Raw genomic sequence first — 24,172 nt, 5'->3', positions numbered from 1 at the left:
TTGAGGTTTGAGTATGTCGATTACCCTTAGCGACAGCGCTGCCGCGCGAGTAAGCTCTTTTCTGGCGAACCGTGGTAAAGGCTTTGGCCTGCGACTGGGCGTACGTACCTCCGGCTGTTCTGGTATGGCTTACGTACTGGAGTTTGTTGACGAGCCGGCGTCTGACGACACCGTGTTTGAAGACAAGGGCGTGAAGGTGGTGGTCGATGGCAAAAGCCTGCAATTCCTCAACGGCACTCAGCTGGACTTCGTAAAAGAAGGCCTGAACGAAGGGTTCAAATTCACGAATCCGAACGTCAAAGACGAGTGTGGTTGCGGCGAAAGCTTCCACGTTTAACCGCGCGTCATCCGAAACCCCACCGTGGCGTTACCCGCTACGCGTGGGGTTTGTTCTAACAGGCTACCCCTGAGATTGTTATGGATTACTTCACTCTCTTCGGACTACCCGCTCAATACCCGATTGATCTCCAGGCGCTGACGATCCGTTTTCAGGATCTGCAACGTCAGTATCATCCGGATAAATTCGCCAGTGGTACGCAGTCAGAGCAACTGGCTGCGGTCTCGCACTCTGCGACCATCAACCAGGCCTGGCAGACGCTGCGCCATCCGCTGGCGCGTGCAGAATATCTGCTTTCGCTCCACGGTTTCGATCTCGCGAGCGAGCAGCACACCGTGCGCGACACGGCGTTTCTGATGGAACAGCTGGAACTTCGCGAAGAGCTCGATGAGATTGAACAGGCCAAAGACGAAGCGCGTCTGGAAAGCTTCATCACGCGCGTGAAGGGCATGTTCGATACCCGCCATCAGCAGATGGTGGAGCAACTGAACAACGAGACCTGGGACGTGGCGGCAGATACTGTGCGCAAACTCCGTTTTCTCGATAAACTGCGAAGCAGTGCTGAACAACTCGAAGAAAAGCTGCTCGATTTTTAATTTCGGAAGCAATTATGGCCTTATTACAAATTAGTGAGCCTGGCTTAAGTGCCGCACCACACCAGCGTCGTCTGGCGGTGGGTATCGATCTGGGCACCACCAATTCCCTCGTGGCGACCGTGCGCAGCGGCCAGGCGGAAACGCTGGCTGACGAGCAGGGCCGCCATCTGCTGCCTTCCGTGGTCCACTACCAGCAGCAGGGTCACGCGGTCGGCTATGACGCCCGCGCTAACGCCGCGCGCGATCCGGCCAACACCATCAGTTCCGTGAAGCGTATGATGGGCCGCTCGCTGGCCGATATTCAGACCCGCTATCCGCATCTGCCGTATCAGCTGCAGGCCAGTGAAAACGGCCTGCCGATGATTGCGACCGCGGCCGGTCTGCTAAACCCGATTCGTGTTTCTGCTGACATCCTCAAAGCGCTGGCGGAGCGTGCTACGGCCACGCTCGGCGGCGATCTGGACGGCGTGGTGATCACCGTTCCTGCCTACTTTGACGACGCACAGCGTCAGGGCACCAAAGACGCCGCGCGTCTGGCTGGCCTGCACGTGCTGCGCCTGCTGAACGAACCGACGGCGGCGGCGATTGCCTACGGCCTCGACTCCGGTCAGGAAGGGGTCATTGCGGTTTACGATCTCGGCGGCGGTACCTTTGATATCTCGATCCTGCGCTTAAGCCGCGGGGTGTTTGAAGTGCTGGCGACCGGCGGGGATTCCGCGCTGGGCGGCGATGACTTCGACCATCTGCTGGCAGATTATATTCGCGAGCAGGCGGGCATCAGCGATCGCAGCGATGCGCGCGTGCAGCGTGAGCTGCTGGATGCGGCCATTGACGCCAAAATCGCCCTGAGCGACGCGCAGACGGTTACCGTCAACGTTGCGGGCTGGCAGGGTGAGATCGCCCGCGACCAGTTCAGCGATCTGATTGCCCCGCTGGTGAAGCGCACCCTGCTGGCCTGCCGTCGCGCGTTGAAAGACGCGGGCGTTGAGGCGAACGAGGTGCTGGAAGTGGTCATGGTGGGTGGTTCGACCCGCGTGCCGCTGGTGCGCGAGCGCGTGGGCGAATTCTTTGGCCGCACGCCGCTGACCTCCATCGACCCGGACAAAGTGGTTGCCGTGGGCGCCGCAATCCAGGCCGATATTCTGGTCGGCAACAAGCCGGACAGCGAAATGCTGCTGCTGGACGTCATCCCGCTGTCGCTGGGTTTAGAAACCATGGGCGGCCTGGTGGAGAAAGTGATCCCGCGTAACACCACCATTCCGGTGGCGCGCGCGCAGGAGTTCACCACCTTCAAAGACGGACAGACCGCGATGTCCATCCACGTGATGCAGGGCGAACGCGAGCTGGTGCAGGACTGCCGTTCACTGGCGCGCTTTGCGCTGCGCGGTATCCCGGCGCTGCCTGCGGGCGGGGCGCATATTCGCGTCACCTTCCAGGTGGATGCGGACGGTTTGCTGAGCGTGACGGCGATGGAAAAATCGACCGGCGTGGAATCGTCCATTCAGGTGAAGCCGTCCTACGGCCTGACCGATGGCGAAATCGCCTCCATGATTCAGGACTCAATGAGCTACGCCGAGCAGGATGTGAAGGCGCGTATGCTGGCTGAACAAAAAGTTGAAGCCGCCCGCGTGCTGGAGAGCCTGAACGGCGCGCTCGCTGCCGATGCCGCGCTGTTAAGCGCCGCTGAGCGCCAGGTGATTGACGACGCTGCCGCGCACTTAAGCGCAGTAGCAGAAGGCAATGACGCTGACGCAATAGAAGAAGCCATTAAAAACGTTGATAAACAAACCCAGGACTTTGCTGCTCGCCGCATGGACAAATCTGTCCGCGTCGCGCTGAAAGGCCAGTCCGTGGACGAGGTTTAATATGCCAAAGATTGTTATTTTGCCTCATGCGGACCTCTGTCCGGATGGCGCTGTTCTGGAAGCGAAGACTGGTGAAACCATTCTCGATGTTGCCCTGCGTGCAGGTATCGAAGTGGAACACGCCTGTGAAAAATCCTGTGCCTGCACTACCTGCCACTGCATCGTGCGTGAAGGTTTCGACTCTCTCGCCGAGAGCACCGAAGACGAAGACGACATGCTGGATAAAGCATGGGGTCTGGAGCCTGACAGCCGCCTGAGCTGCCAGGCCGCGGTGACCGATGAAGATCTGGTCGTGGAATTCCCACGCTACACCATCAACCACGCACGCGAGCATTGATATGGGACTGAAGTGGACAGACAGCCGTGAAATCGGCGAAGCGCTCTACGACGCGAACCCGGATCTCGATCCGAAGACCGTACGATTCACCGATATGCACCAGTGGATCTGCGATTTAGAGGATTTCGATGACGATCCAAACGCATCCAATGAAAAAATTCTGGAGGCGATTCTGTTAGTCTGGTTAGATGAAGCAGAGTAAATCACTTAACGGGCTGCCTTCTGGCGGCCCGTTTGCTAATAAGGATAAATAAAATGACCGAAGCGATGAAGATTACGCTCTCTACGCAGCCAGCCGATGCGCGCTGGGGCGAGAAAGCCACCTACAGCATTAATAACGACGGCATTACCCTGCACCTGACGGGCAACGATGACTTGGGCCTAATCCAGCGCGCCGCGCGTAAAATTGACGGCCTGGGGATTAAACATGTGTCACTGGAAGGCGAAGGCTGGGACACCGACCGCAGCTGGGCATTCTGGGCTGGCTACAAAGGCCCGAAAGGCACACGTAAAATTGAGTGGGCTAACCTTGATGAAGCCGGTCAGAAAGAGCTGGAAAGCCGCCTGCAAATTATCGACTGGGTGCGCGACACCATCAACGCCCCGGCGGAAGAGTTAGGCCCGGAGCAGCTGGCACAGCGCGCGGTTGACCTGCTGTGCGGCGTTGCGGGAGAGAAAATGTCTTACCGCATCACCAAAGGTGAAGACCTGCGCGAGCAGAACTATATGGGTATTCACACCGTGGGCCGTGGCTCCGAGCGTCCTCCGGTCCTGCTGGCGCTGGATTACAACCCAACCGGCGATAAAGCGGCACCGGTCTTTGCCTGCCTGGTGGGTAAAGGCATCACCTTCGACACCGGCGGCTACAGCCTGAAGCAGAGCGCGTTCATGGACTCCATGAAGTCCGACATGGGCGGCGCGGCAACCATCACCGGCGCGCTGGCGTTTGCCATCACTCGCGGTCTGAACAAGCGCGTGAAGCTCTACCTGTGCTGCGCGGACAACATGGTGAGCGGTAACGCCTTCAAGCTGGGCGACATCATTCGCTATCGCAACGGCAAAAACGTCGAAGTGATGAATACCGACGCCGAAGGCCGCCTGGTGCTGGCTGATGGCCTGATCGACGCATCTGCCCAGAAGCCAGAGCTGATTATCGACATGGCGACCCTGACCGGTGCGGCGAAAACCGCCCTGGGCAACGACTACCATGCGCTGTTCAGCTTCGACGACAAGCTGGCCGCGCGCCTGCTGGCAAGCGCTGCCGCAGAGAACGAGCCGTTCTGGCGCCTGCCGCTGGCCGAGTTCCACCGCAGCCAGCTTCCGTCTAACTTTGCCGAGCTGAACAACACCGCGAGCGCGGCGTACCCGGCGGGTGCAAGCACCGCAGCAGGCTTCCTGTCTCACTTTGTTGAGAACTACCACGAAGGCTGGCTGCACATCGACTGTTCCGCAACGTACCGTAAAGCGGCGGTTGAGCAGTGGTCCGCGGGCGCGACCGGTCTGGGCGTGCGTACCGTGGCGAACCTGCTGACGGCTGAGTAATCTTTTTTGCCGGGGGGCGCTGCGCTTACGCGCGCCTTCGGAGTCATCATATTGCCCGGCGGCGCTGCGCTTGCACGGGCCTACGGTTTTGTAGGCCGGGTAAGTGAAGCGCCACCCGGCGTTTTTTGAAGTAGCCAAACTATGTCCGAAACCAAAAACGAATTAGAAACCCTGCTGGAGCAGGCGGCGACCGAGCCCGCCCATCGTCCGGCATTTTTCCGCACGCTGCTGGAATCCACCGTCTGGGTGCCGGGTACCGCAGCGGAAGGTGAGCAGGTTGTCGAAGACAGCGCGCTGGATCTGCTGCACTGGGAGAAAGACGACGGCACCTCGGTTATCCCGTTCTTCACCTCGCTTGAAGCCCTGCAGGAAGCGGTTGAAGACGAACAGGCGTTCGTGGTGATGCCGGTGCGCACCCTGTTTGAAATGACGCTGGGCCAGACGCTGTTCCTCAACGCTAAGCTGCCTACCGGGAAAGAGTTTACCCCGCGCGAAATCAGCCATCTGATAGGTGAAGAGGGCAACCCGCTCAGCACCCAGGAAGTGCTGGAAGGGGGCGAAACGCTGCTGCTGTCTGAAGTGGCCGAGCCGCCCGCGCAGATGATTGATTCCCTCACGACGCTGTTCAAAACGCTCAAGCCCGTCAGGCGCGCATTCCTCTGCTCCATCAAAGAGCGCGCGGACGAGCATCCGGTTCTGCTGATTGGTATTGAGGCGGACGGCGATATCGACGACATCATTCAGGCGGCGGGAAGCGTGGCGACCGACACGCTGCCGGGCGATGAGCCGATCGATATCTGCCAGGTGAAGAACGGTGAGAAGGGCATCAGCCACTTTATTACCGAGCACATCACGCCGTTCTACGAGCGTCGCTGGGGCGGCTTCCTACGCGATCTCAAAACCAACCGCATCATCTGATTACGGCGGGGTGAATATCACCCCGTTGCTTCCAGCAGCAGTAAATCCATCAGCAGCACCAGATTCGACTCAAACGACGTCACCCCTGCGGCTTCGGCGGCAAAGTGCACCGCTTCGTCATAGAGCGCAAAGTGAACGTCGGCCATCTCCGCCAGCGTGTTGGCCGAGGCGCGGGTAAAGGCAACGATTGTCATGCCGACGTTTTTGGCTATCCGCGCTTTATCCAGCACCTGCTCCGTTTCGCCGCTGCGCGAGACGGCAATAAACACCTGATAGCGGGCGGCATTGCTGAGAAAAATGTTCCGGCTGTCGCCCGGTCCGGAGATAAACGCCGTTTTGCCCATTACCTGCAGCTTCTTGGTCAGGTACTCCGCAAAGAGATAGGAAAACCCGGCGCCGTAGAGAAAAAAACTCTCTTTCTGGCGCAGCAGGTCGGAAAACTGCTGGCGTTTGTCGTGGGTAACACACTGAAAGGTGTGCTGATAGTTGGCGATAAACTGGTTAAACAGCGCCGGAAGTTCAGGGCGCGACTGCGCCTGAGCGGCAATGTGCGGCGTGTCGGAGAGCAGCTGTTTGCAGTGCCAGATAAACTCGCTAAAGCCGCTGAACCCCAGCTTCTGACACAGCCGCATGATGGTGGCGGTCGAAACAAACGTCGCCTGCGCCAGTTCGCGCACCGTGATATTGCCCACCAGCAGCGGATGTTCCGTGAGGTGGGCGAGGACGCGATACTCCGCGCGGGTCAGCGATGCCCCGCGCGTTAACAGCGTGGCCAGGCGGTTATCCATTATTTCGCGGGTTCGACAGGCAGATCGTCTCGCGCACCCCATTCGCTCCAGGCGCCGTCGTAAAGCGTGACGTCGTTCGCGCCGAGCGTGGCGAGTGCCAGGATCACTACGCAGGCCGTTACGCCAGAGCCACAGCTGGCAATAATCGGACGATGTAAATCCACGCCTGCACGGTCAAAAATGGCGCGCATCTCGTCGGTGGTTTTCAGCTCGCCCTCAAATACCAGATCGCCCCACGGCACGTTCAGCGCGCCCGGAATATGGCCGCGCTTCAGCCCCGGACGCGGCTCATCCGCTTCGGCATTAAAGCGTGGAGCAGGACGCGCATCGACGATTTGCGCCGTTTTTTCATGGCTCACGACCAGCACCTCGGTCAGGCGTTTCACCACGTGCGCGTCGAACGTGGCATCGAATTCGCCTTCCGGCAGCGTCACGTTGCCCTGCTGAAGCGGCAGCTCGTCACGCTTCCAGCCAGCAAGCCCGCCCGCCAGAATCGACACTTTTTCCACGCCGAAGTTTTTCAGCATCCACCACGCGCGCGGGGCGGAGAAGAGGTTCCCCTCATCGTAAACAACGAGGTGTTTGTCTTTGCTGACGCCCAGCTCGCGCATCGCCACGGAAAATGCTTCCGGGCGCGGCAGCATGTGCGGCAGGGGAGAGGTGTGATCGGAGAGGGCTTCGATATCAAAAAATACCGCGCCAGGCAGGTGCCCTGCGCGGTATTCACCGGGCACATCGCGATGCTCTTGCCCCGGCGGGGCCATACGCGCGTCAATAATCTGGACTTCCGGATCGTCGCCGTGCTCAATCAGCCAGTCGGCGGCGACAAAATATGAGGTGGACATGGTTGCCTCCATTCTTTTCCGTAAAAAAGGATTGTCGGTGTTTTTTCTGACACCGACAAGCAAACCACGTTCAACTCGCGAGCAAGCCCCTATTTTTTCACCGGTTCGCCGTCCTGCCAGGCTTTTTGCAGCGCAGGCCAGTAGCCGCGGTTGGCCTCGATCATCTCATCCAGAATCGCTTTTGCGTGCTCCATGGTTGGCACCGTGCGGTTGAGGGTGAACGCCTGCAGCGCTTTCTCGTAGCTGCCTTCGATTGTCGCCTCTACCAGCAGCTGTTCCGAGGCGAGCTGCTGTTGCAAAAGGGTCTGATGGAACAGCGGCACCTGGCCGATGCGAATCGGTTCCGGGCCTTCGGAGGTGATATAAGCGGGGACTTCCACTACGGCATCGTACGGCAGATTGGTAATCGCGCCGCGGTTTTCCACCATCACCAGATGGCGGCTCCGCAGGTTAAAGGCCAGCGAGCAGGCGACATCGACGATAAACTCGCCGTGGACGCCCACGTGGAAGGCATCCGGCAGGATCCCGGTGCGCTTATACTCTTCGGCTGCGGCGAACAGTTTTTTCTCGCGCCCGTCCATCACTTCATTGGCGCGGGTATAGTCTGGGTTCTGATGCTCCACAATCTGGTTCGGCATCAGGTAATACTGCAGATACGGGTTCGGCAGATATTCCGGGAAGTTGTCCATGATCGGCTTAATGTTGCGCCAGGTTTTTACCCACGAAGGATCCGAATGCTGCGGGTCGGTTTTGGCCGCATCTTCCGTCAGCAGGCCAAACTTCGCGATATGTTTGCGCAGCTCCGGCAGCTTGTCCTCGCCGTCCACCAGCACGCGGGTAAACCAGCCGAAGTGATTCAGACCGAAGTAGTCGACTTCGAGCTTGCGACGATCGACGCCCAGAATCGCCCCCATATTACGCATGGCAGCCACCGGCATATCGCAGATGTTCAGCACCCGCGCATTTGGCCGCAGGCGACGCACGCCCTCCGCGACGATCGCCGCCGGGTTGGAGTAGTTCACGATCCAGGCTTTCTCGTGCGCGTAGCGATCGACCAGATCGATAAGCTCTACCATCGGCAGGATCGTGCGCAGTCCGTACGCCAGGCCGCCAGGTCCGCACGTTTCCTGGCCGACCACGCCGTGACGCAGCGGGATCTTTTCGTCCTGCTCGCGCATTTTATACTGGCCGACGCGCATCTGGGCGAAGACGAAATGTGCGCCGCTGAAGGCCACTTCTGGATCGCTGGTGACGGTGAATCTGATGCTCTGACTGTGGTCGCGAATAACCTTCTCGACGACGGGCGCAATGGTGTTCTGACGCGCCTCGTCGATGTCATAGAGGCGGATTTCGGCCAGCGGGAAATCCTGCAGGCGCACCATCAGGCTTTTCACAATGCCGGGCGTGTAGGTGCTACCGCCGCCGGCAATCGACAGAATGAATGGGGGTGTAAACATCTTTAGCTCCTTTCAGAGAAACGTCTCAACGGCTTCTCGCATTTTTTTGACGTGCAGCCCGTAGACCACCTGAACGTTGTTACCTTGTTTGATAATCCCTTTCGCGCCGGTCGCCTTCAGCCGTGGCTCGTCGATGATGGCGACATCCTTCACCGTGACGCGTAAGCGGGTGTAGCAGTTATCCACCACTTCAATGTTTTCCCGGCCGCCCAGCCCCACCACGATGGATTCGCCCAGCCCGTCGTTATTGCCTTTGGCCTGGTACTCCTGCTTGCTGTACAGGCGCGTCTCCTTATCGTCATCCTCACGGCCCGGCGTTTTCATGTTGAAGCGCAGGATCAGGAAGCGGAACACCACGAAGTAGAGGGCGAACATGATTAGCCCGACCACGATGTACATCGGCCAGTTGGACTTCTCCGTGCCGAGCGGCAGGTTGTAAAGGATGAAGTCGATAATCCCGTTGGCGCCGATGGCGTGAACGCCCAGCAGCGAGAACAGCATCATGCCGATGCCGGTCAGCACCGCGTGCACCACGAACAGCAGCGGGGCGACGAACAGGAAGGAGAACTCAATGGGTTCGGTCACGCCGACCAGCAGCGAGGTCAGCGCCGCCGGGATCAAAATGGCTTTCGCAATGGCTTTACGCTCCGGCTTTGCGGTCATGTACATTGCCAGCGCGGCGGCAGGCAGGCCGAACATCTTGCTGATGCCGCGCGCGTCCCACACCACGGTGCTGCTGAGCTGCTTCACGTTCGGGCAGGCCATCTCGGCGAAGTAGATATTGCGCGCGCCCTGATAGGTTGCACCGCACACCTCCTGCGTGCCGCCCAGCTCGGTATAGAGGAACGGGGTATAAACCAGATGGTGCAGGCCGGTGGGGACCAGAATGCGTTCCAGGAAACCGTAGATTGCCACGCCAAATGGCCCGGAACCTTTGATGGCCAGCGCCAGGGCGCTAATGCCGTGCTGGGCAAATGGCCACAGTTCACTCATCACTACGCCGAGCAGCATGGAGACGGGGAGCATAACGATGGCGACAAAGCAGTGGCCGGAGTAAATCGCCATCGCGCCGTTAAACTGTACGCCGGAGTATTTGTTGTACAAATAGCCGGAAAGCGCCCCCGTCAGGATCCCGGCAAAGACACCCATCTCCAGTACCTGCACGCCCAGCACCATGGTCTGTCCGGCCGCTTTCATCTGGGCTGCTGGCGCCAGCGCGCCCTGCAGCTGTAGCGTGACGTTCATGGCGTTGATGAACACGACAAAGGTCACCAGACCAATCAGCGCGGCATAGCCTTTATCACGCGTCGCCAGACCAATCGGGATCCCGACGGCGAACACCAGAGTCAGGTTCACCAGCACCGACACGGCAGATTTCGCGATAAGCTGACCAGTATGCTGAATCAGCGGATGGCTAAGAAACGGCAGGTATTCAGCGAGGTTACCGTTACCCAGCACGTTACCAAAGGCGATAAACAGACCGACGATCGGTAAGATAAGTACCGGTCCATACAATGATTTTCCGAAATTTTGTAGGGCGTTCACGGCTCGTTTCATGGCTTTCTCTCTTATTGAACCGCGCACTCGGGGTGCGTCATGGTCATAAAACTAGCAGTCTTCAGCCGTGCTTATCCAGCTATCTTCTTGTTTTAAAAACAAATGACGTGAAAGGTAACATGTGACGTTATGTGCTGTGATCGCGGTTCCATCACGGCGTAGCGGCGTGATGCCATTCTGCGAGGCGCTTTCCAGATTCTAAAATTGGACTTTTTGTATTAACGAAACTTGCGGATAATACTTATCCGGACGACGACCAACAGGCTCCATGGGCCAGGGACAAAGGATGAAACCGTTTCGCTTAGCCGCGATATCTCTCGCGCTGCTCACCACGTTTACGCTTGTCGGCTGTGATAACAGCGACGATAAGTCTCAGGCTGCGGCTCCCGCGGCATCCACTGCATCCACACCGAAAGCTGCGGAAAAGCCCACGGCTGAAACGCTGGCTAAGCTTGCCGCCCAGAGTCAGGGAAAAGCGCTGACGCTGCTGGATACCTCAGAAGTCCAGCTCGACGGTGCCGCCACGCTGGTGCTGACCTTTTCTGTTCCGCTGAACCCCGATCAGGATTTCGCGAAAACCGTGCATGTCGTGGATAAGAAAAGCGGCAAGGTTGACGGGGCGTGGGAACTTGCGCCGAACCTGAAAGAGCTTCGCCTGCGCCATCTGGAGCCTAACCGCAATCTGGTCGTCACCGTTGAACGCGATCTGCAGGCGCTGAACAAGGCGACGTTTGGCATTGATTATGAAAAAGCCCTGACCACCCGGGACGTTGAACCCACCGTTGGTTTTGCCAGCCGCGGCTCGCTGCTGCCGGGCAAGGTGGTGGAAGGTCTGCCGGTGATGGCGCTCAACGTCAACAATGTTGATGTCAATTTTTACCGCGTGAAGCCTGAATCGCTGGCTTCCCTTGTCAGCCAGTGGGAGTACCGTAATTCGCTGACCAACTGGGAATCCGATAACCTGCTGAAGATGGCGGAGCTGGTTTACACCGGTCGTTTCGATCTTAATCCGGCGCGCAATACGCGCGAAAAATTGCTGCTGCCCCTGAAGGATATAAAACCGCTCCAGCAGTCTGGCGTTTATATCGCGGTCATGAACCAGGCAGGGCACTACAACTACAGCAACGCCGCGACGCTCTTTACCTTAAGCGATATTGGACTGTCCGCTCACCGTTATCACAACCGCCTGGACATCTTCACCCAGAGTCTGGAAAACGGTGCGGCGCAGTCCGGAGTCACCGTCACCCTGTTGAATGACAAAGGCCAGACGCTTGCCGAAGCAAACAGCGATGCCGACGGCCATGCGAAGCTTGAAACCGACAAAGAGGCCGCGCTGATCCTGGCGAGTAAAGACGGCCAGACTACGCTGCTTGATCTCAAGCTACCGGCCCTCGACCTGGCCGAGTTTGATATCGCAGGGAGCCCGGGCTACAGCAAGCAATTCTTTATGTTTGGCCCACGCGATCTCTACCGCCCGGGTGAAACGGTGATCCTCAACGGCTTACTGCGCGACAGTGACGGCAAGCCACTTCCGGATCAGCCCGTGAAGCTTGACGTGCTGCGTCCGGATGGACAGGTCGCGCGTACGATTGTCGTCAAGCCAGAGAACGGACTCTATCGCTTTAACTATCCGCTGGACAGCGGGGCGCAGACCGGTATGTGGCATATCCGCGCCAACACGGGCGATAACCTGCAGCGCCTGTGGGACTTCCACGTCGAAGATTTTATGCCTGAGCGTATGGCGCTTAACCTGACGGGGCAAAAAACGCCGGTTTCACCGCAGGATAACGTCGACTTTAACGTAGTGGGCTATTACCTGTATGGCGCGCCGGCCAACGGTAATTCTCTGCAGGGCCAGCTTTTCCTGCGTCCGCTGCGTGACGCGGTGGTCGCGCTGCCGGGCTTCCAGTTTGGCGATATCGCCGAGGAGAACCTGAGCCGCAGTCTGGATGAAGTTCAGCTTACCCTTGATGAGCAGGGGCGTGGGCAGGTTTCTACCGAAAGCCAGTGGAAAGAGGTGCACTCTCCGCTGCAGCTGATTCTGCAGGCCAGCCTGCTGGAGTCGGGCGGTCGTCCGGTGACGCGTCGGGCTGAGCAGGCCATCTGGCCGGCGGCTGAGCTGCCGGGTATCCGCCCTCAGTTCGCCAGTAAAGCCGTTTACGACTACCGCACCGATACCACCGTCAACCAGCCGATTGTTGACGAGAACGGCAACGCCAGCTTCGATATTGTTTACGCCGATGCCAGCGGCGCGAAAAAAGCAGTATCCGGTTTGCAGGTTCGCCTGATCCGCGAGCGCCGTGACTACTTCTGGAACTGGTCAGAGAGCGAAGGCTGGCAGTCTCAGTTCGATCAAAAAGACCTGGTCGAAGGCGAGCAGGAGCTGACCCTCAAGGCCGACGAAACGGGTAAAGTCACCTTCCCGGTGGAGTGGGGCTCATACCGTCTGGAAGTTAAAGCGCCTGATGAGATGGTCAGCAGCGTGCGCTTCTGGGCGGGGTATAGCTGGCAGGATAACAGCGACGGCACCGGGGCTGCGCGCCCTGACCGCGTGACGCTGAAACTGGATAAGCCAGCCTATCAGCCTGGCGACACCATCAACCTGCACATTGCCGCACCGGCCGCAGGTAAGGGTTATGCGATGATCGAGTCCAGCGAAGGGCCGCTGTGGTGGAAAGAGATCGACGTTCCGGCAAAAGGGCTTGATCTCGCCATCCCGGTCGATAAGGCCTGGAAACGTCACGATCTCTACCTCAGCACGCTGGTGGTTCGTCCTGGGGACAAATCAAAATCCGCCACGCCGAAACGCGCGGTCGGCCTGCTGCATCTGCCGATGGGCGACGAAAATCGCCGCCTGAATATTGCGCTCGATAACCCGCAGAAGATGCGTCCAAACCAGACGCTCTCGGTGAAGGTGAAAGCCAGTGTGAAAGAGGGGGCCGTGCCGCAGAAGGTGAACGTTCTGGTCTCGGCGGTGGACAGCGGCGTGTTGAACATCACCGATTACGTTACGCCCGATCCGTGGCAGGCGTTCTTTGGTCAGAAGCGCTACGGCGCGGATATCTATGATATCTACGGCCAGGTGATTGAAGGGCAGGGCCGCCTGGCCGCGCTGCGCTTTGGTGGTGACGGTGATGAGCTGAAGCGCGGCGGCAAACCGCCGGTGAACCACGTCACCATCATTGCCCAGCAGGCACAGCCGGTTACGCTGGATGCCAACGGGGAAGGCACGATTACGCTGCCGATTGGAGACTTCAACGGCGAGCTGCGTCTGATGGCGCAGGCCTGGACGGAAGAGGATTTCGGCAGCGGTGAAAGCAAGATTATCGTGGCCGCGCCGGTCATTACCGAGCTGAATACCCCGCGCTTCCTGGCAAGCGGGGACACCTCACGGCTGACGCTGGATATCACCAACCTGACCGACAAACCGCAAACGCTGAACATCGCCCTGACCGCAACCGGCAAACTGTCACTGGAAGGCGAGCAGCCGCAACCGGTGCAACTGCCACCGGGAGCGCGGAGCACCCTGTTTATTCCGGTGCGTGCGCTGGAGGGCTATGGTGACGGTGAGGTGACCGCGCAGGTGACCGGTCTGCAGCTTCCGGGCGAGACCTTCACCCCGCAGCAGAAGAGCTGGAAGATTGGCGTACGTCCGGCGTTCCCGGCGCAGACGGTGAATACTGGTGCCATGTTGAACCCCGGCGAGTCCTGGACCGCACCGGCGCAGCACAGCAACGGTTTCTCTCCTGCCACCCTGCAGGGACAACTGCTGCTGAGCGGCAAACCACCGCTCAACCTGGCGCGCTATATTCGCGAACTGCAGGCGTATCCGTATGGCTGCCTGGAGCAGACCACCAGTGGCCTGTTCCCGTCGCTCTACACTAACGCCGCGCAGCTTACCGCACTTGGGATCAAGGGCGACACCGATGACAAGCGTCGTGCAGCGATTGATATTGGCATCTCCCGCCTGCTGCAGATGCAGCGTGAAGACGGTGGTTTTGCGCTGTGGGATAAAAACGGCCCGGAAGAGTACTGGCTGACCGCCTATGTGACCGACTTCCTGGTGCGCGCGGGCGAGCAGGGTTACAGCGTACCTGCCGATGCAGTGAATAACGCCAACAGCCGCCTACTGCGCTATCTGCAGGATCCGGGCATGATGTCCATTCGCTATAGCGACGATACTCAGGCCAGCAAGTTCGCCGTGCAGGCCTATGCTGCGCTGGTGCTGGCGCGTCAGCAAAAAGCGCCGCTGGGCGCGCTGCGTGAAATCTGGGATCGCCACGGGCAGGCGGCCTCCGGGCTGCCGCTGATGCAGCTGGGCATGGCGCTGAAACTGATGGGCGATGCGCCGCGCAGCCAGCAGGCGCTGGATCTGGCGCTCAAAACGCCGCGTAACGACAGCAAAACCTGGACGGCCGATTACGGCAGCCAGCTTCGCGATAACGCACTGATGCTCTCTCTCCTGGAGGAGTACAAGCTGCTGCCGGATGCGCAAAATACGCTGCTGAATGCCCTGTCTGAAGAGGCCTTCAGCCAGCGCTGGCTGTCAACGCAGGAGAGCAACGCGCTGTTCCTGGCAGGACGCTCGCTGCAAACCCTGTCCGGTACATGGCAGGCGAAAACGTCTCTGTCTGAGACCGCATCAGGCGGCGATAAGTCACAGGTACAAAACGTGAGCGGTGACCAGCTTGGTGCGCTGCAGGTAACCAATACCGGAACGACACCGCTGTGGGTACGCCTGGACAGTACGGGTTATCCGGAATATGCCCCTGAGCCTGGCTCGAACGTGCTGCAGGTTGAACGTCATATCCTGGCAACCGACGGCAGCAGTAAATCGCTCTCTTCCCTGAAGAGCGGTGAACTGGTGCTGGTGTGGCTTGAAGTTAAAGCCAGCCAGAACGTGCCGGATGCGCTGGTAGTAGATCTCCTCCCTGCGGGTCTGGAGCTGGAAAACCAGAACCTGGCGAGCAGCAGCGCCAGCCTGCAGGACAGCGGCAGTGAGGTGCAGAACCTGCTTAGCCAGATGCAGCAGGCGGATATTCAGCATATGGAATTCCGCGACGACCGTTTTGTGGCTGCCGTGCCGGTAAAAGAAGGTCAGCCGGTCACGCTGGTCTATCTGGCCCGTGCCGTGACGCCGGGAACCTACCAGGTGCCGGTGCCGATGGTGGAGTCTATGTACGTTCCGCAGTGGCGGGCAACGGGTGCGGCCAGCGGCCCGCTGATTGTTGTTCCGTAATATGCAGATAGCTCGTCTGACACGCTCCCGCTGGCTATGGCTGGCGGGAGCGCTTCTCGTTTTATGGGGGCTGACTGTCGCCGCCGACCGCCTGTGGCCGTTGCCGCTGAAAGAGGTTAATCCGGCCCGGGTGGTGGTGGATGAGAAGGGCACGCCGCTCTGGCGCTTTGCGGACAGCGACGGTATCTGGCGCTATCCGGTGACGATCGAAGAGGTTTCTCCCCGTTATCTTGAGGCGCTGATCCAGTACGAAGATCGCTGGTTCTGGGATCATCCTGGCGTAAACCCGCTTTCTGTTCTGCGCGCCGCCTGGCAGGATCTCAGCTCTGGCAAAGTCGTCTCAGGCGGCAGTACGCTGACCATGCAGGTAGCGCGCCTGCTGGACCCGCATCCGCGCACCTTTGGCGGCAAGGTTCGTCAGCTCTGGCGAGCAATGCAGCTGGAGTGGCACCTCTCTAAACGCGACATCCTGACGCTCTATCTCAACCGCGCCCCCTTTGGCGGCACGCTGCAGGGCGTCGGTGCTGCAAGCTGGACCTATCTCGGCAAACCGCCGTCGCAGCTCAGCTATTCCGAAGCGGCGCTGCTGGCGGTACTGCCGCAGGCACCCAGCCGCTTACGTCCGGACCGCTGGCCTGAGCGGGCCGAATCGGCGCGCAATAAAGTGCTCGACCGCATGGTCACGCAGGGCGTCTGGTCTGCGAAGCAGGTCAAAGAATCACGGGAAGAATCGGTATGGCTGGCGCCCCGACAGATGCCGCAGCTGGCACCGCTCTTTGCACGCATGATGCTAGGAAAAAGCCGCGACACTAAAATTGTCACCACGCTGGATGCCGGACTACAGCGGCAGCTGGAAGAGCTGGCGATGAACTGGAAGTCCCGACTTCCTGCGCGCAGCTCGCTGGCGATGATCGTCGTGGATCATACTGATATGAAGGTACGCGGCTGGGTTGGATCGGTGGATATTAACGATGACAGTCGTTTCAGCCATGTGGATATGGTCAATGCGATCCGATCCCCGGGATCGGTGCTGAAACCGTTTATCTACGGCATGGCGCTGGACGATGGCCTGATCCATCCCGCCTCGCTGCTCCAGGACGTTCCCCGAAAAACCGGTGATTATCGCCCAGGGAATTTTGACAGCGGGTTCCACGGACCGGTCAGCATGAGTGAAGCGCTGGTGCGCTCCCTCAACCTGCCCGCGGTACAGGTACTGGAAGCCTACGGGCCAAAACGTTTTGCCGGGATGCTGAGTAATGCTGGCCTGCCGCTGATCCTGCCTGCGGGGGCACAGCCGAATCTCTCCCTGATCCTCGGTGGGGCAGGCGCGCGGCTGGCCGATATTGCCGCGGCCTACAGCGCCTTTGCCCGACACGGTAAGGCGGGAAGGTTGCGGTTACAGCCGGGCGATCCGCTCATTGAACGACTGTTACTGTCGCAAGGCTCGGCGTGGATTATTCGCCGTATTCTGGCGAACGAGGCGCAGCCGCTGCCGGATAATGCGTTACCGCAGGTTGCGCCGCTGGCGTGGAAAACCGGCACCAGCTACGGCTACCGTGATGCCTGGGCCATCGGTTTGAATGCCCGTTACGTGATTGGCATCTGGACCGGACGACCGGACGGCACACCGGTGGCGGGGCAGTTTGGTTTCGCCAGCGCGGTTCCGCTATTAAACCAGGTCAATAACCTGCTTCAGTCACGCTCAACGGTAGATGAAGCCCGCCTGCCGCGCGACCCGCGTCCGGAGAGCGTCGGGCGGGGCGTGATCTGCTGGCCGGGCGGCCAGTCGCTGCCGGAAGGGAGTGAAAACTGTCGGCGTCGCCTGTCGAGCTGGCTGCTGGAAGGGAGTGAACCGCCCACGCTGCTATTGCCTGAACAGGAAGGGATACGCGGCATTCGTTTCCCGGTCTGGCTGGATAAAACGGGTAAACGTGTGGCAGCTGATTGCCCTGATGCAACTGAAAAAGTCCTGGATGTCTGGCCGCTGCCGCTGGAGCCGTGGCTGCCCGCAACCGAGCGCCGCGCGGTACGGGTCCCGCCTTCATCAACAACCTGTCCTCCGCTGTCTCAGGACGCACCTGCACCGCTCATCCTGACCGGCGTGCGCGAAGGGGCCGTCATTAAACGTCTGCCGGGGGAATCCCGCGTTTCGCTGCCGCTTCAGGCGACCGGCAACAGCGGTGAGCGCTGGTGGTTTTTGAACGGTGAACCGCTGAGTGTGAAGGGAAGGGTTTACACATTACAGCTTGATAAGTCGGGCGATTATCAGTTACTCGTCATGGATGAGACCGGGCAGGTCGCGACGGTGAATTTTACGCTGCAGTGATCTGAAAACAGCTTTCAGATGTGAGCTGTTGCTAAAACTCGTCTTATTTTAAAAAAATGTTACCTGAATCCATAGGCAATGGCGCTATTGCTCATTATAATCCGCGCCACACCATACTCAGGTATGCAAAACAACAGAACATTGACAGAGGTTATCATGGCTATTGAACGTACTTTTTCCATCATCAAACCAAACGCGGTGGCAAAAAACGTTATTGGCAGCATCTTCGCTCGCTTTGAATCTGCAGGGTTCAAAATTGTTGGCACCAAAATGCTGCACCTGACCGTTGAGCAAGCTCGCGGCTTCTACGCTGAGCACGAAGGTCGCCCATTCTTTGACGGCCTGGTTGAGTTCATGACCTCCGGTCCAATCGTGGTATCCGTGCTGGAAGGCGAAAACGCAGTTCAGCGTCACCGTGACCTGCTGGGCGCAACTAACCCGGACAACGCGCTGGCAGGTACTCTGCGCGCTGACTATGCGGACAGCTTCACCGAGAACGGCACCCACGGTTCTGACTCTGTTGAATCTGCTGCACGCGAAATCGCTTTCTTCTTCGCAGAAGGTGAAGTGTGTCCACGTACCCGTTAATTTAACGGTTTCGTTTACACATTATTTTCGTAAATGCCGCGTCCAGACGTGGCATCCCTGCGCCAGACTTTGTACAATGCAACGCCCCGGACGAGCAGACCGCTTTCCGGGGCGTTTCTATTCAACCCTCCATGGGCCATAACGTGTAACAACGAGGCCGGAAAATATTATGTCTGAACTAGTGAATACCTCCGAAGTCGCCATTCCTGCGGTTCCCAATAAAAATGGAAAAATCAACCTGCTGGATCTGAACCGTCAGCAGATGCGCGAGTTCTTTAAAGAGATGGGCGAAAAGCCGTTTCGTGCCGATCAGGTCATGAAGTGGATGTACCATTACTGCAGCGACAATTTTGATGACATGACCGACATCAACAAGGTCCTGCGCAACAAGCTCAAAGAAGTGGCTGAAATCCGTGCACCGGAAGTGGTGGAAGAGCAGCGCTCCGCGGACGGCACCATCAAATGGGCGATTGCGGTCGGCGATCAGCGCGTTGAGACCGTCTACATCCCGGAAGAAGACCGCGCCACGCTGTGCGTCTCCTCTCAGGTGGGTTGTGCACTGGAGTGCAAATTCTGCTCAACCGCGCAGCAAGGCTTTAACCGTAACCTGCGCGTGTCAGAAATTATCGGCCAGGTCTGGCGTGCCGCGAAAATCGTGGGTGCGGCAAAAGTAACCGGTACGCGTCCTATCACCAACGTGGTGATGATGGGGATGGGTGAGCCGCTGCTGAACCTGACCAACGTGGTGCCGGCGATGGAAATCATGCTGGATGACTTCGGTTTTGGTCTGTCCAAGCGTCGCGTCACGCTGTCTACCTCTGGCGTTGTGCCTGCTCTGGACAAGCTTGGCGACATGATTGACGTTGCGCTGGCGATCTCCCTGCATGCACCAAACGACGAAATTCGTGACGAAATTGTGCCGATCAACAAAAAGTACAATATCGAAACCTTCCTCGCTGCGGTTCGTCGCTATCTGGAGAAATCCAACGCCAACCAGGGCCGCGTGACCATCGAGTACGTGATGCTTGATCACGTTAACGACGGTACTGAACATGCGCATCAGCTGGCTGAACTGCTGAAAGATACGCCATGCAAAATTAACCTGATTCCATGGAACCCGTTCCCGGGCGCGCCGTATGGCCGTAGCTCGAACAGCCGTATCGACCGTTTCTCCAAGGTGCTGATGGAGTATGGTTTCACCACCATCGTGCGTAAAACCCGTGGTGATGACATTGATGCAGCGTGCGGACAGCTGGCAGGTGATGTTATTGACCGTACCAAACGTACACTGCGTAAACGCATGCAGGGCGAGACGATCGCGGTTAAAGCTGTTTGATTATTATGCACTCGCGGCGCATTATCTGCGCCGTGAAGCATAACCTTACTGAATAATCAGTCAGATTCGTGATGACTGATCAATAATTACGGTGCGTTTCATTCGACTTTCGGGCAGTATGTAACGACGTAACAACAGTTTAGCCGTACGGGCAGGGCTGTACTGTCATCTCCGGGCTGACAGTCTTATACTCTCTGTTCAAGGTTAACTGACCAGAAGTTTCGCGGTGCGGGTGGCATTGTGACTCACCGGCGCCTGAACCCTTATTTTTCACGTACCAGTAGTTGTAGCGAATGAATACTGAAGCCACTCACGACCAACATGAAGCACTCTCCACTGGCGTTCGTCTTCGCAACGCCCGTGAACAACTCGGACTCAGCCAGCAAGCCGTTGCGGAACGCTTGTGCCTGAAGGTTTCCACGGTTCGCGATATTGAAGAAGATAAGGCACCCGCCGATCTGGCTTCAACTTTCCTGCGCGGTTATATCCGCTCTTACGCAAAACTGGTGCACATCCCCGAAAACGAATTACTGCCAATGATGGAGAAGCAGGCCCCGGTCCGTGCAGCAAAAGTTGCGCCGATGCAGACCTTCTCCCTGGGGAAACGTCGTAAAAAACGTGATGGCTGGCTGATGAGCTTTACCTGGCTGGTGCTGTTTGTGGTGATCGGTCTGACCGGTGCATGGTGGTGGCAAAACCACAAGGCGCAGCAGGAAGAGATCACCACCATGGCCGATCAATCCTCCGCTGAACTCAACCAGGCCGGAAGTGAGAACGGCCAGAGCGTGCCGCTGAATACCGACGGCGCAGCGTCCACCAGCGAACCACAGACCGCAACGCCAGACGCGTCGGCAACCGGTGCAGCACAGGCCCCGGCAGCAACGGCTAACACCGCTGCTCCGCAGGCTCAGGATCAAAACGCGGTTGTTGCCCCTTCTCAGGCTAATGTTGATACTGCGGCGAACGCGCCTGCGGCTACTCAGCCTGCAGACAATAGCGCTGCAACTCTGCCAACCAGCCCGGCGGATACGGCCACAGCAGCCGATCCCAACGCGCTGGTGATGAACTTCAGCGCCGACTGCTGGCTGGAAGTGACTGACGCGACAGGTAAAAAACTGTTCAGCGGCCTGCAGCGTAAAGATGGCACGTTAAACCTAACTGGCCAGGCTCCTTATAAACTTAAAATCGGCGCTCCGGCAGCGGTACAGATCCAGTATCAAGGAAAACCTGTCGACCTGAGCCGCTTTATCAGAACTAACCAGGTTGCACGTCTTACCGTTAATGCCGAACAATCAGCAGCACAGTAACAGACGGGCAACGCGGGAGATTTTTCATGCATAACCAGGCTCCGATTCAACGTAGAAAATCGAAACGGATTTACGTTGGGAATGTGCCAATCGGCGATGGGGCACCTATCGCCGTTCAGTCGATGACCAACACGCGCACCACCGATGTGGAAGCGACGGTCAATCAAATCAAAGCATTAGAACGTGTAGGCGCGGACATTGTTCGCGTTTCCGTCCCAACCATGGATGCCGCCGAGGCGTTCAAGCTGATCAAACAGCAGGTCAGCGTTCCGCTGGTGGCTGATATCCACTTCGACTACCGCATCGCACTGAAAGTGGCTGAATACGGCGTCGATTGCCTGCGTATTAACCCGGGCAACATCGGTAACGAAGAGCGTATCCGCATGGTCGTGGACTGCGCCCGCGATAAAAATATTCCTATCCGTATCGGCGTTAACGCCGGTTCCCTGGAGAAAGATCTCCAGGAAAAATACGGCGAGCCAACGCCGCAGGCGCTGCTCGAATCCGCCATGCGCCACGTCGATCATCTCGATCGTCTTAACTTCGATCAGTTTAAAGTCAGCGTAAAAGCCTCCGACGTGTTCCTGGCGGTGGAGTCTTACCGTCTGCTGGCAAAGCAGATCGACCAGCCTCTGCACCTCGGGATCACCGAAGCGGGCGGCCTGCGCAGCGGCTCTGTAAAATCTGCGATCGGTCTGGGGCTGCTGCTATCTGAAGGGATCGGTGACACCCTGCGCGTCTCGCTGGCGGCCGATCCGGTCGAAGAGATCAAGGTCGGTTTCGATATCCTGAAATCACTGCGTATTCGCGCGCGCGGGATCAACTTCATTGCCTGCCCAACCTGCTCACGTCAGGAGTTTGATGTGATCGGGACGGTGAATGCCCTGGAGCAACGTCTGGAAGACATTATCACCCCGATGGACGTCTCCATCATCGGCTGCGTGGTAAACGGTCCGGGTGAAGCACTGGTGTCAACCCTGGGCGTCACCGGCGGTAACAAGAAAAGTGGTCTCTATGAAGATGGCGTTCGAAAAGATCGTCTGGATAATAGCGACATGATCGACCAGCTTGAAGCCCGCATCCGCGCCAAAGCCGCCATGATGGACGAAACACAGCGTATCAGCGTTCAGCAGGTTGAAAAATAACGTGATGGGAAGCGTGCCGCTTCCCATGTATGATTGAACCCATTCTTTGGGTTTTTTTTGTATATAGAAAGAGAATAAACGTGGCAAAAAACATTCAAGCCATCCGCGGCATGAACGATTATCTGCCTGGCGAAACCGCCATCTGGCAGCGCATTGAAGGCACGCTGAAGCAGGTGCTCGGCAGCTACGGTTACAGCGAAATCCGTTTGCCGATTGTAGAGCAGACCCCGTTATTCAAACGCGCGATTGGTGAAGTCACCGACGTGGTTGAAAAAGAGATGTACACCTTTGAGGACCGCAACGGCGACAGCCTGACCCTGCGTCCGGAAGGTACGGCGGGCTGCGTACGCGCCGGCATCGAACATGGTCTTCTGTACAATCAGGAGCAGCGCCTGTGGTATATCGGCCCGATGTTCCGCCACGAACGTCCTCAGAAAGGGCGTTATCGCCAGTTCAATCAGCTGGGTGTGGAAGTCTTTGGCCTGCAGGGCCCGGACATCGACGCCGAACTGATTATGCTGACCGCCCGCTGGTGGCGCGCCCTCGGTATCGCCGATCACGTTTCCCTTGAGCTGAACTCTATCGGTTCTCTGGAAGCACGCGCTAACTACCGCGATGCGCTGGTCGCGTTCCTGGAACAGCATAAAGAGAAGCTGGACGAAGACTGCAAACGTCGCATGTACAGTAACCCGCTGCGCGTTCTGGATTCCAAAAACGCGGATGTTCAGGCACTGCTGAACGATGCGCCTGCGCTGGGTGACTACCTGGATGAAGAATCTCGCGAACACTTCGCGGGCCTGTGCAAGCTGCTTGAAGCGGCAGGCATCGCCTATACCGTGAACCAGCGCCTGGTACGCGGTCTGGACTACTACAACCGTACCGTGTTTGAGTGGGTGACCTCCAGCCTCGGCTCTCAGGGCACCGTATGCGCGGGCGGCCGTTATGACGGTCTGGTTGAGCAACTTGGCGGTCGCGCAGCGCCTGCTGTTGGCTTCGCGATGGGCCTTGAGCGACTTGTTTTGCTGGTTCAGGCAGTTAATCCGGAATTTAAAGCAGAATCCGTTGTCGATATATACCTGGTAGCCTCAGGCGCGGAAACGCAGTCTGCGGCGATGCAGCTTGCCGAACGCGTGCGCGATGCGCTGCCGGGCGTTAAGCTGATGACCAACCATGGCGGCGGCAACTTCAAAAAACAGTTTGCTCGTGCCGATAAGTGGGGCGCAAGTATTGCACTGGTGCTGGGTGAGTCCGAAGTGGCTAACGGCGAAGTGGTGGTGAAGGACCTGCGCTCTGGTGAGCAGACAACGGTAACGCAGGACGGCGTTGCGGCGCACTTGCGCACTCTATTGGGCTAAGGAGAAGGACTGCGTGGAAATTTACGAGAACGAACACGATCAGGTCGACGCGATTAAACGCTTCTTTGTTGAAAACGGCAAAGCGCTGGTTGTTGGGGTTATTTTAGGTGTCGGTGCGCTGGTGGGCTGGCGTTACTGGAACAGTCATCAGGCGGATTCCGCGCGCGGCGCGTCACTGTCCTATGAAAATACCGTGAGCGCAATTCGTGCCGATCAGCCGCAAACGCTGACTGCGGCAGAAAAATTTGCGGCTGACAACAAAAACACCTACGGTGCACTGGCTGCGCTGGAAGTGGCTCAGCAGTACGTTGATAAGAACGAACTGGATAAAGCCGCTGCTCAGCTCTCTCAGAGCCTTGCTGCGGCCAGCGATGAGAACCTGAAAGCGGTGATCAATCTGCGCCTGGCACGTATTCAGGTTCAGCAGAAAAAAGCTGACGATGCGCTGAAAACGCTCGATACCATCAAAGGCGAAGGTTTTGCTGCCATCGTTGCCGATCTGCGCGGTGAAGCACTGCTGAGCAAAGGTGACAAAGCGGGCGCGCGTAAAGCGTGGCAAGCTGGCGTAGAGAGCAATGCTTCACCTGCGCTGAGCGAAATGATGCAGATGAAAATAAATAATTTGTCCGTCTGA

General features: G+C 58.2%; 19 protein-coding genes. 15 read left to right on the top strand and 4 right to left on the bottom strand.

Annotation, left to right across the window (positions count from 1 at the left end; all coding sequences use genetic code 11):
- Window positions 1-13: 13 nt before the first annotated feature.
- The 7 genes from iscA to sseB all read left to right on the top strand — a co-directional run bounded on the left by iscA (window position 14) and on the right by sseB (window position 5,595).
- Entirely contained in the window at window positions 14-337 is a 324-nt protein-coding gene (iscA, locus tag N037_RS08030) for an iron-sulfur cluster assembly protein IscA (protein WP_003860659.1), read from the top strand.
- Between the two features lie 80 nt (window positions 338-417).
- On the top strand, window positions 418-933 hold the full coding sequence (gene hscB, locus N037_RS08025) for a co-chaperone HscB (RefSeq protein ID WP_023333039.1): 516 nt from the start codon (window positions 418-420) through the stop codon (window positions 931-933).
- Between the two features lie 14 nt (window positions 934-947).
- The gene (gene hscA / locus N037_RS08020; protein ID WP_032640196.1) at window positions 948-2,798 is read left to right on the top strand and encodes a Fe-S protein assembly chaperone HscA; all 1,851 of its coding nucleotides are present in this window, start codon (window positions 948-950) and stop codon (window positions 2,796-2,798) included.
- 1 nt (window position 2,799) lies between these two features.
- Window positions 2,800-3,135 (top strand): ISC system 2Fe-2S type ferredoxin, encoded by a 336-nt coding sequence (gene fdx, locus N037_RS08015; protein WP_003860652.1) that lies wholly within the window; start codon window positions 2,800-2,802, stop codon window positions 3,133-3,135.
- 1 nt (window position 3,136) lies between these two features.
- On the top strand, window positions 3,137-3,337 hold the full coding sequence (iscX, locus tag N037_RS08010; RefSeq protein WP_003860650.1) for a Fe-S cluster assembly protein IscX: 201 nt from the start codon (window positions 3,137-3,139) through the stop codon (window positions 3,335-3,337).
- A 53-nt stretch (window positions 3,338-3,390) separates the two neighbouring features.
- Window positions 3,391-4,677, top strand: a complete 1,287-nt coding sequence (gene pepB, locus N037_RS08005) for an aminopeptidase PepB (protein WP_032640194.1) — start codon at window positions 3,391-3,393, stop codon at window positions 4,675-4,677.
- 141 nt (window positions 4,678-4,818) lie between these two features.
- Window positions 4,819-5,595 carry an enhanced serine sensitivity protein SseB gene (gene sseB / locus N037_RS08000; protein ID WP_023333036.1) on the top strand — a complete coding sequence of 259 codons (777 nt, stop codon included), beginning with the start codon at window positions 4,819-4,821 and terminating at the stop codon, window positions 5,593-5,595.
- Between the two features lie 17 nt (window positions 5,596-5,612).
- Here the strand turns inward: sseB and N037_RS07995 are convergent, their stop codons facing one another.
- From N037_RS07995 to N037_RS07980, 4 genes are all read right to left on the bottom strand, one after another.
- Entirely contained in the window at window positions 5,613-6,383 is a 771-nt protein-coding gene (locus N037_RS07995) for a MurR/RpiR family transcriptional regulator (protein ID WP_032640192.1), read from the bottom strand.
- Window positions 6,383-7,228: a 3-mercaptopyruvate sulfurtransferase gene (gene sseA / locus N037_RS07990; RefSeq protein WP_032640190.1), complete on the bottom strand. Its 846-nt coding sequence runs from the start codon at window positions 7,226-7,228 to the stop codon at window positions 6,383-6,385. The genes N037_RS07995 and sseA overlap by 1 nt, the downstream gene beginning before the upstream one ends.
- Window positions 7,229-7,317: 89 nt before the next feature.
- Window positions 7,318-8,685, bottom strand: a complete 1,368-nt coding sequence (locus tag N037_RS07985; RefSeq protein WP_032640188.1) for a 6-phospho-alpha-glucosidase — start codon at window positions 8,683-8,685, stop codon at window positions 7,318-7,320.
- Between the two features lie 12 nt (window positions 8,686-8,697).
- Complete coding sequence (locus N037_RS07980) at window positions 8,698-10,242, bottom strand: PTS transporter subunit EIIC (protein WP_032640186.1); 1,545 nt, start codon at window positions 10,240-10,242, stop codon at window positions 8,698-8,700.
- Window positions 10,243-10,528: 286 nt separating this feature from the next.
- On the opposite strand from N037_RS07980, the gene N037_RS07975 reads away from it, so the two are divergent.
- The 8 genes from N037_RS07975 to N037_RS07940 all read left to right on the top strand — a co-directional run bounded on the left by N037_RS07975 (window position 10,529) and on the right by N037_RS07940 (window position 24,172).
- Window positions 10,529-15,481 (top strand): alpha-2-macroglobulin family protein, encoded by a 4,953-nt coding sequence (locus tag N037_RS07975; RefSeq protein WP_032640184.1) that lies wholly within the window; start codon window positions 10,529-10,531, stop codon window positions 15,479-15,481.
- 1 nt (window position 15,482) lies between these two features.
- Window positions 15,483-17,807, top strand: a complete 2,325-nt coding sequence (pbpC, locus tag N037_RS07970) for a peptidoglycan glycosyltransferase PbpC (RefSeq protein ID WP_032640182.1) — start codon at window positions 15,483-15,485, stop codon at window positions 17,805-17,807.
- A 156-nt stretch (window positions 17,808-17,963) separates the two neighbouring features.
- Complete coding sequence (gene ndk, locus N037_RS07965; RefSeq protein ID WP_003860625.1) at window positions 17,964-18,395, top strand: nucleoside-diphosphate kinase; 432 nt, start codon at window positions 17,964-17,966, stop codon at window positions 18,393-18,395.
- Between the two features lie 169 nt (window positions 18,396-18,564).
- Window positions 18,565-19,731, top strand: a complete 1,167-nt coding sequence (locus N037_RS07960; RefSeq protein WP_014171168.1) for a bifunctional tRNA (adenosine(37)-C2)-methyltransferase TrmG/ribosomal RNA large subunit methyltransferase RlmN — start codon at window positions 18,565-18,567, stop codon at window positions 19,729-19,731.
- Between the two features lie 293 nt (window positions 19,732-20,024).
- The gene (gene rodZ, locus N037_RS07955; protein WP_032640180.1) at window positions 20,025-21,038 is read left to right on the top strand and encodes a cytoskeleton protein RodZ; all 1,014 of its coding nucleotides are present in this window, start codon (window positions 20,025-20,027) and stop codon (window positions 21,036-21,038) included.
- Between the two features lie 26 nt (window positions 21,039-21,064).
- The gene (gene ispG / locus N037_RS07950; RefSeq protein WP_023308814.1) at window positions 21,065-22,183 is read left to right on the top strand and encodes a flavodoxin-dependent (E)-4-hydroxy-3-methylbut-2-enyl-diphosphate synthase; all 1,119 of its coding nucleotides are present in this window, start codon (window positions 21,065-21,067) and stop codon (window positions 22,181-22,183) included.
- Window positions 22,184-22,263: 80 nt separating this feature from the next.
- The gene (gene hisS / locus N037_RS07945; protein ID WP_023333028.1) at window positions 22,264-23,538 is read left to right on the top strand and encodes a histidine--tRNA ligase; all 1,275 of its coding nucleotides are present in this window, start codon (window positions 22,264-22,266) and stop codon (window positions 23,536-23,538) included.
- Window positions 23,539-23,551: 13 nt separating this feature from the next.
- A complete protein-coding gene (locus N037_RS07940; RefSeq protein ID WP_032640177.1) occupies window positions 23,552-24,172 on the top strand; it encodes a YfgM family protein in 621 nt (206 codons plus the stop codon).

Origin of the sequence: Enterobacter sp. EGD-HP1, from assembly GCF_000733275.2 — a bacterium.
GTDB lineage: Bacteria > Pseudomonadota > Gammaproteobacteria > Enterobacterales > Enterobacteriaceae > Enterobacter.
This window is presented reverse-complemented; position numbering and strand designations above follow the sequence as displayed.

Bases quoted from the DNA above. Each gene is read 5' to 3' on its own strand.
- sseB (WP_023333036.1), top strand. From the start codon at position 4,819: ATGTCCGAAACCAAAAACGAATTAGAAACCCTGCTGGAGCAGGCGGCG.
- N037_RS07995 (WP_032640192.1), bottom strand. From the start codon at position 6,383: ATGGATAACCGCCTGGCCACGCTGTTAACGCGCGGGGCATCGCTGACC.
- pbpC (WP_032640182.1), top strand. From the start codon at position 15,483: ATGCAGATAGCTCGTCTGACACGCTCCCGCTGGCTATGGCTGGCGGGA.
- iscA (WP_003860659.1), top strand. From the start codon at position 14: ATGTCGATTACCCTTAGCGACAGCGCTGCCGCGCGAGTAAGCTCTTTT.
- N037_RS07960 (WP_014171168.1), top strand. From the start codon at position 18,565: ATGTCTGAACTAGTGAATACCTCCGAAGTCGCCATTCCTGCGGTTCCC.
- ndk (WP_003860625.1), top strand. From the start codon at position 17,964: ATGGCTATTGAACGTACTTTTTCCATCATCAAACCAAACGCGGTGGCA.
- N037_RS07980 (WP_032640186.1), bottom strand. From the start codon at position 10,242: ATGAAACGAGCCGTGAACGCCCTACAAAATTTCGGAAAATCATTGTAT.
- N037_RS07985 (WP_032640188.1), bottom strand. From the start codon at position 8,685: ATGTTTACACCCCCATTCATTCTGTCGATTGCCGGCGGCGGTAGCACC.
- iscX (WP_003860650.1), top strand. From the start codon at position 3,137: ATGGGACTGAAGTGGACAGACAGCCGTGAAATCGGCGAAGCGCTCTAC.
- pepB (WP_032640194.1), top strand. From the start codon at position 3,391: ATGACCGAAGCGATGAAGATTACGCTCTCTACGCAGCCAGCCGATGCG.
- rodZ (WP_032640180.1), top strand. From the start codon at position 20,025: ATGAATACTGAAGCCACTCACGACCAACATGAAGCACTCTCCACTGGC.
- sseA (WP_032640190.1), bottom strand. From the start codon at position 7,228: ATGTCCACCTCATATTTTGTCGCCGCCGACTGGCTGATTGAGCACGGC.
- ispG (WP_023308814.1), top strand. From the start codon at position 21,065: ATGCATAACCAGGCTCCGATTCAACGTAGAAAATCGAAACGGATTTAC.
- fdx (WP_003860652.1), top strand. From the start codon at position 2,800: ATGCCAAAGATTGTTATTTTGCCTCATGCGGACCTCTGTCCGGATGGC.
- hscB (WP_023333039.1), top strand. From the start codon at position 418: ATGGATTACTTCACTCTCTTCGGACTACCCGCTCAATACCCGATTGAT.
- hscA (WP_032640196.1), top strand. From the start codon at position 948: ATGGCCTTATTACAAATTAGTGAGCCTGGCTTAAGTGCCGCACCACAC.
- N037_RS07975 (WP_032640184.1), top strand. From the start codon at position 10,529: ATGAAACCGTTTCGCTTAGCCGCGATATCTCTCGCGCTGCTCACCACG.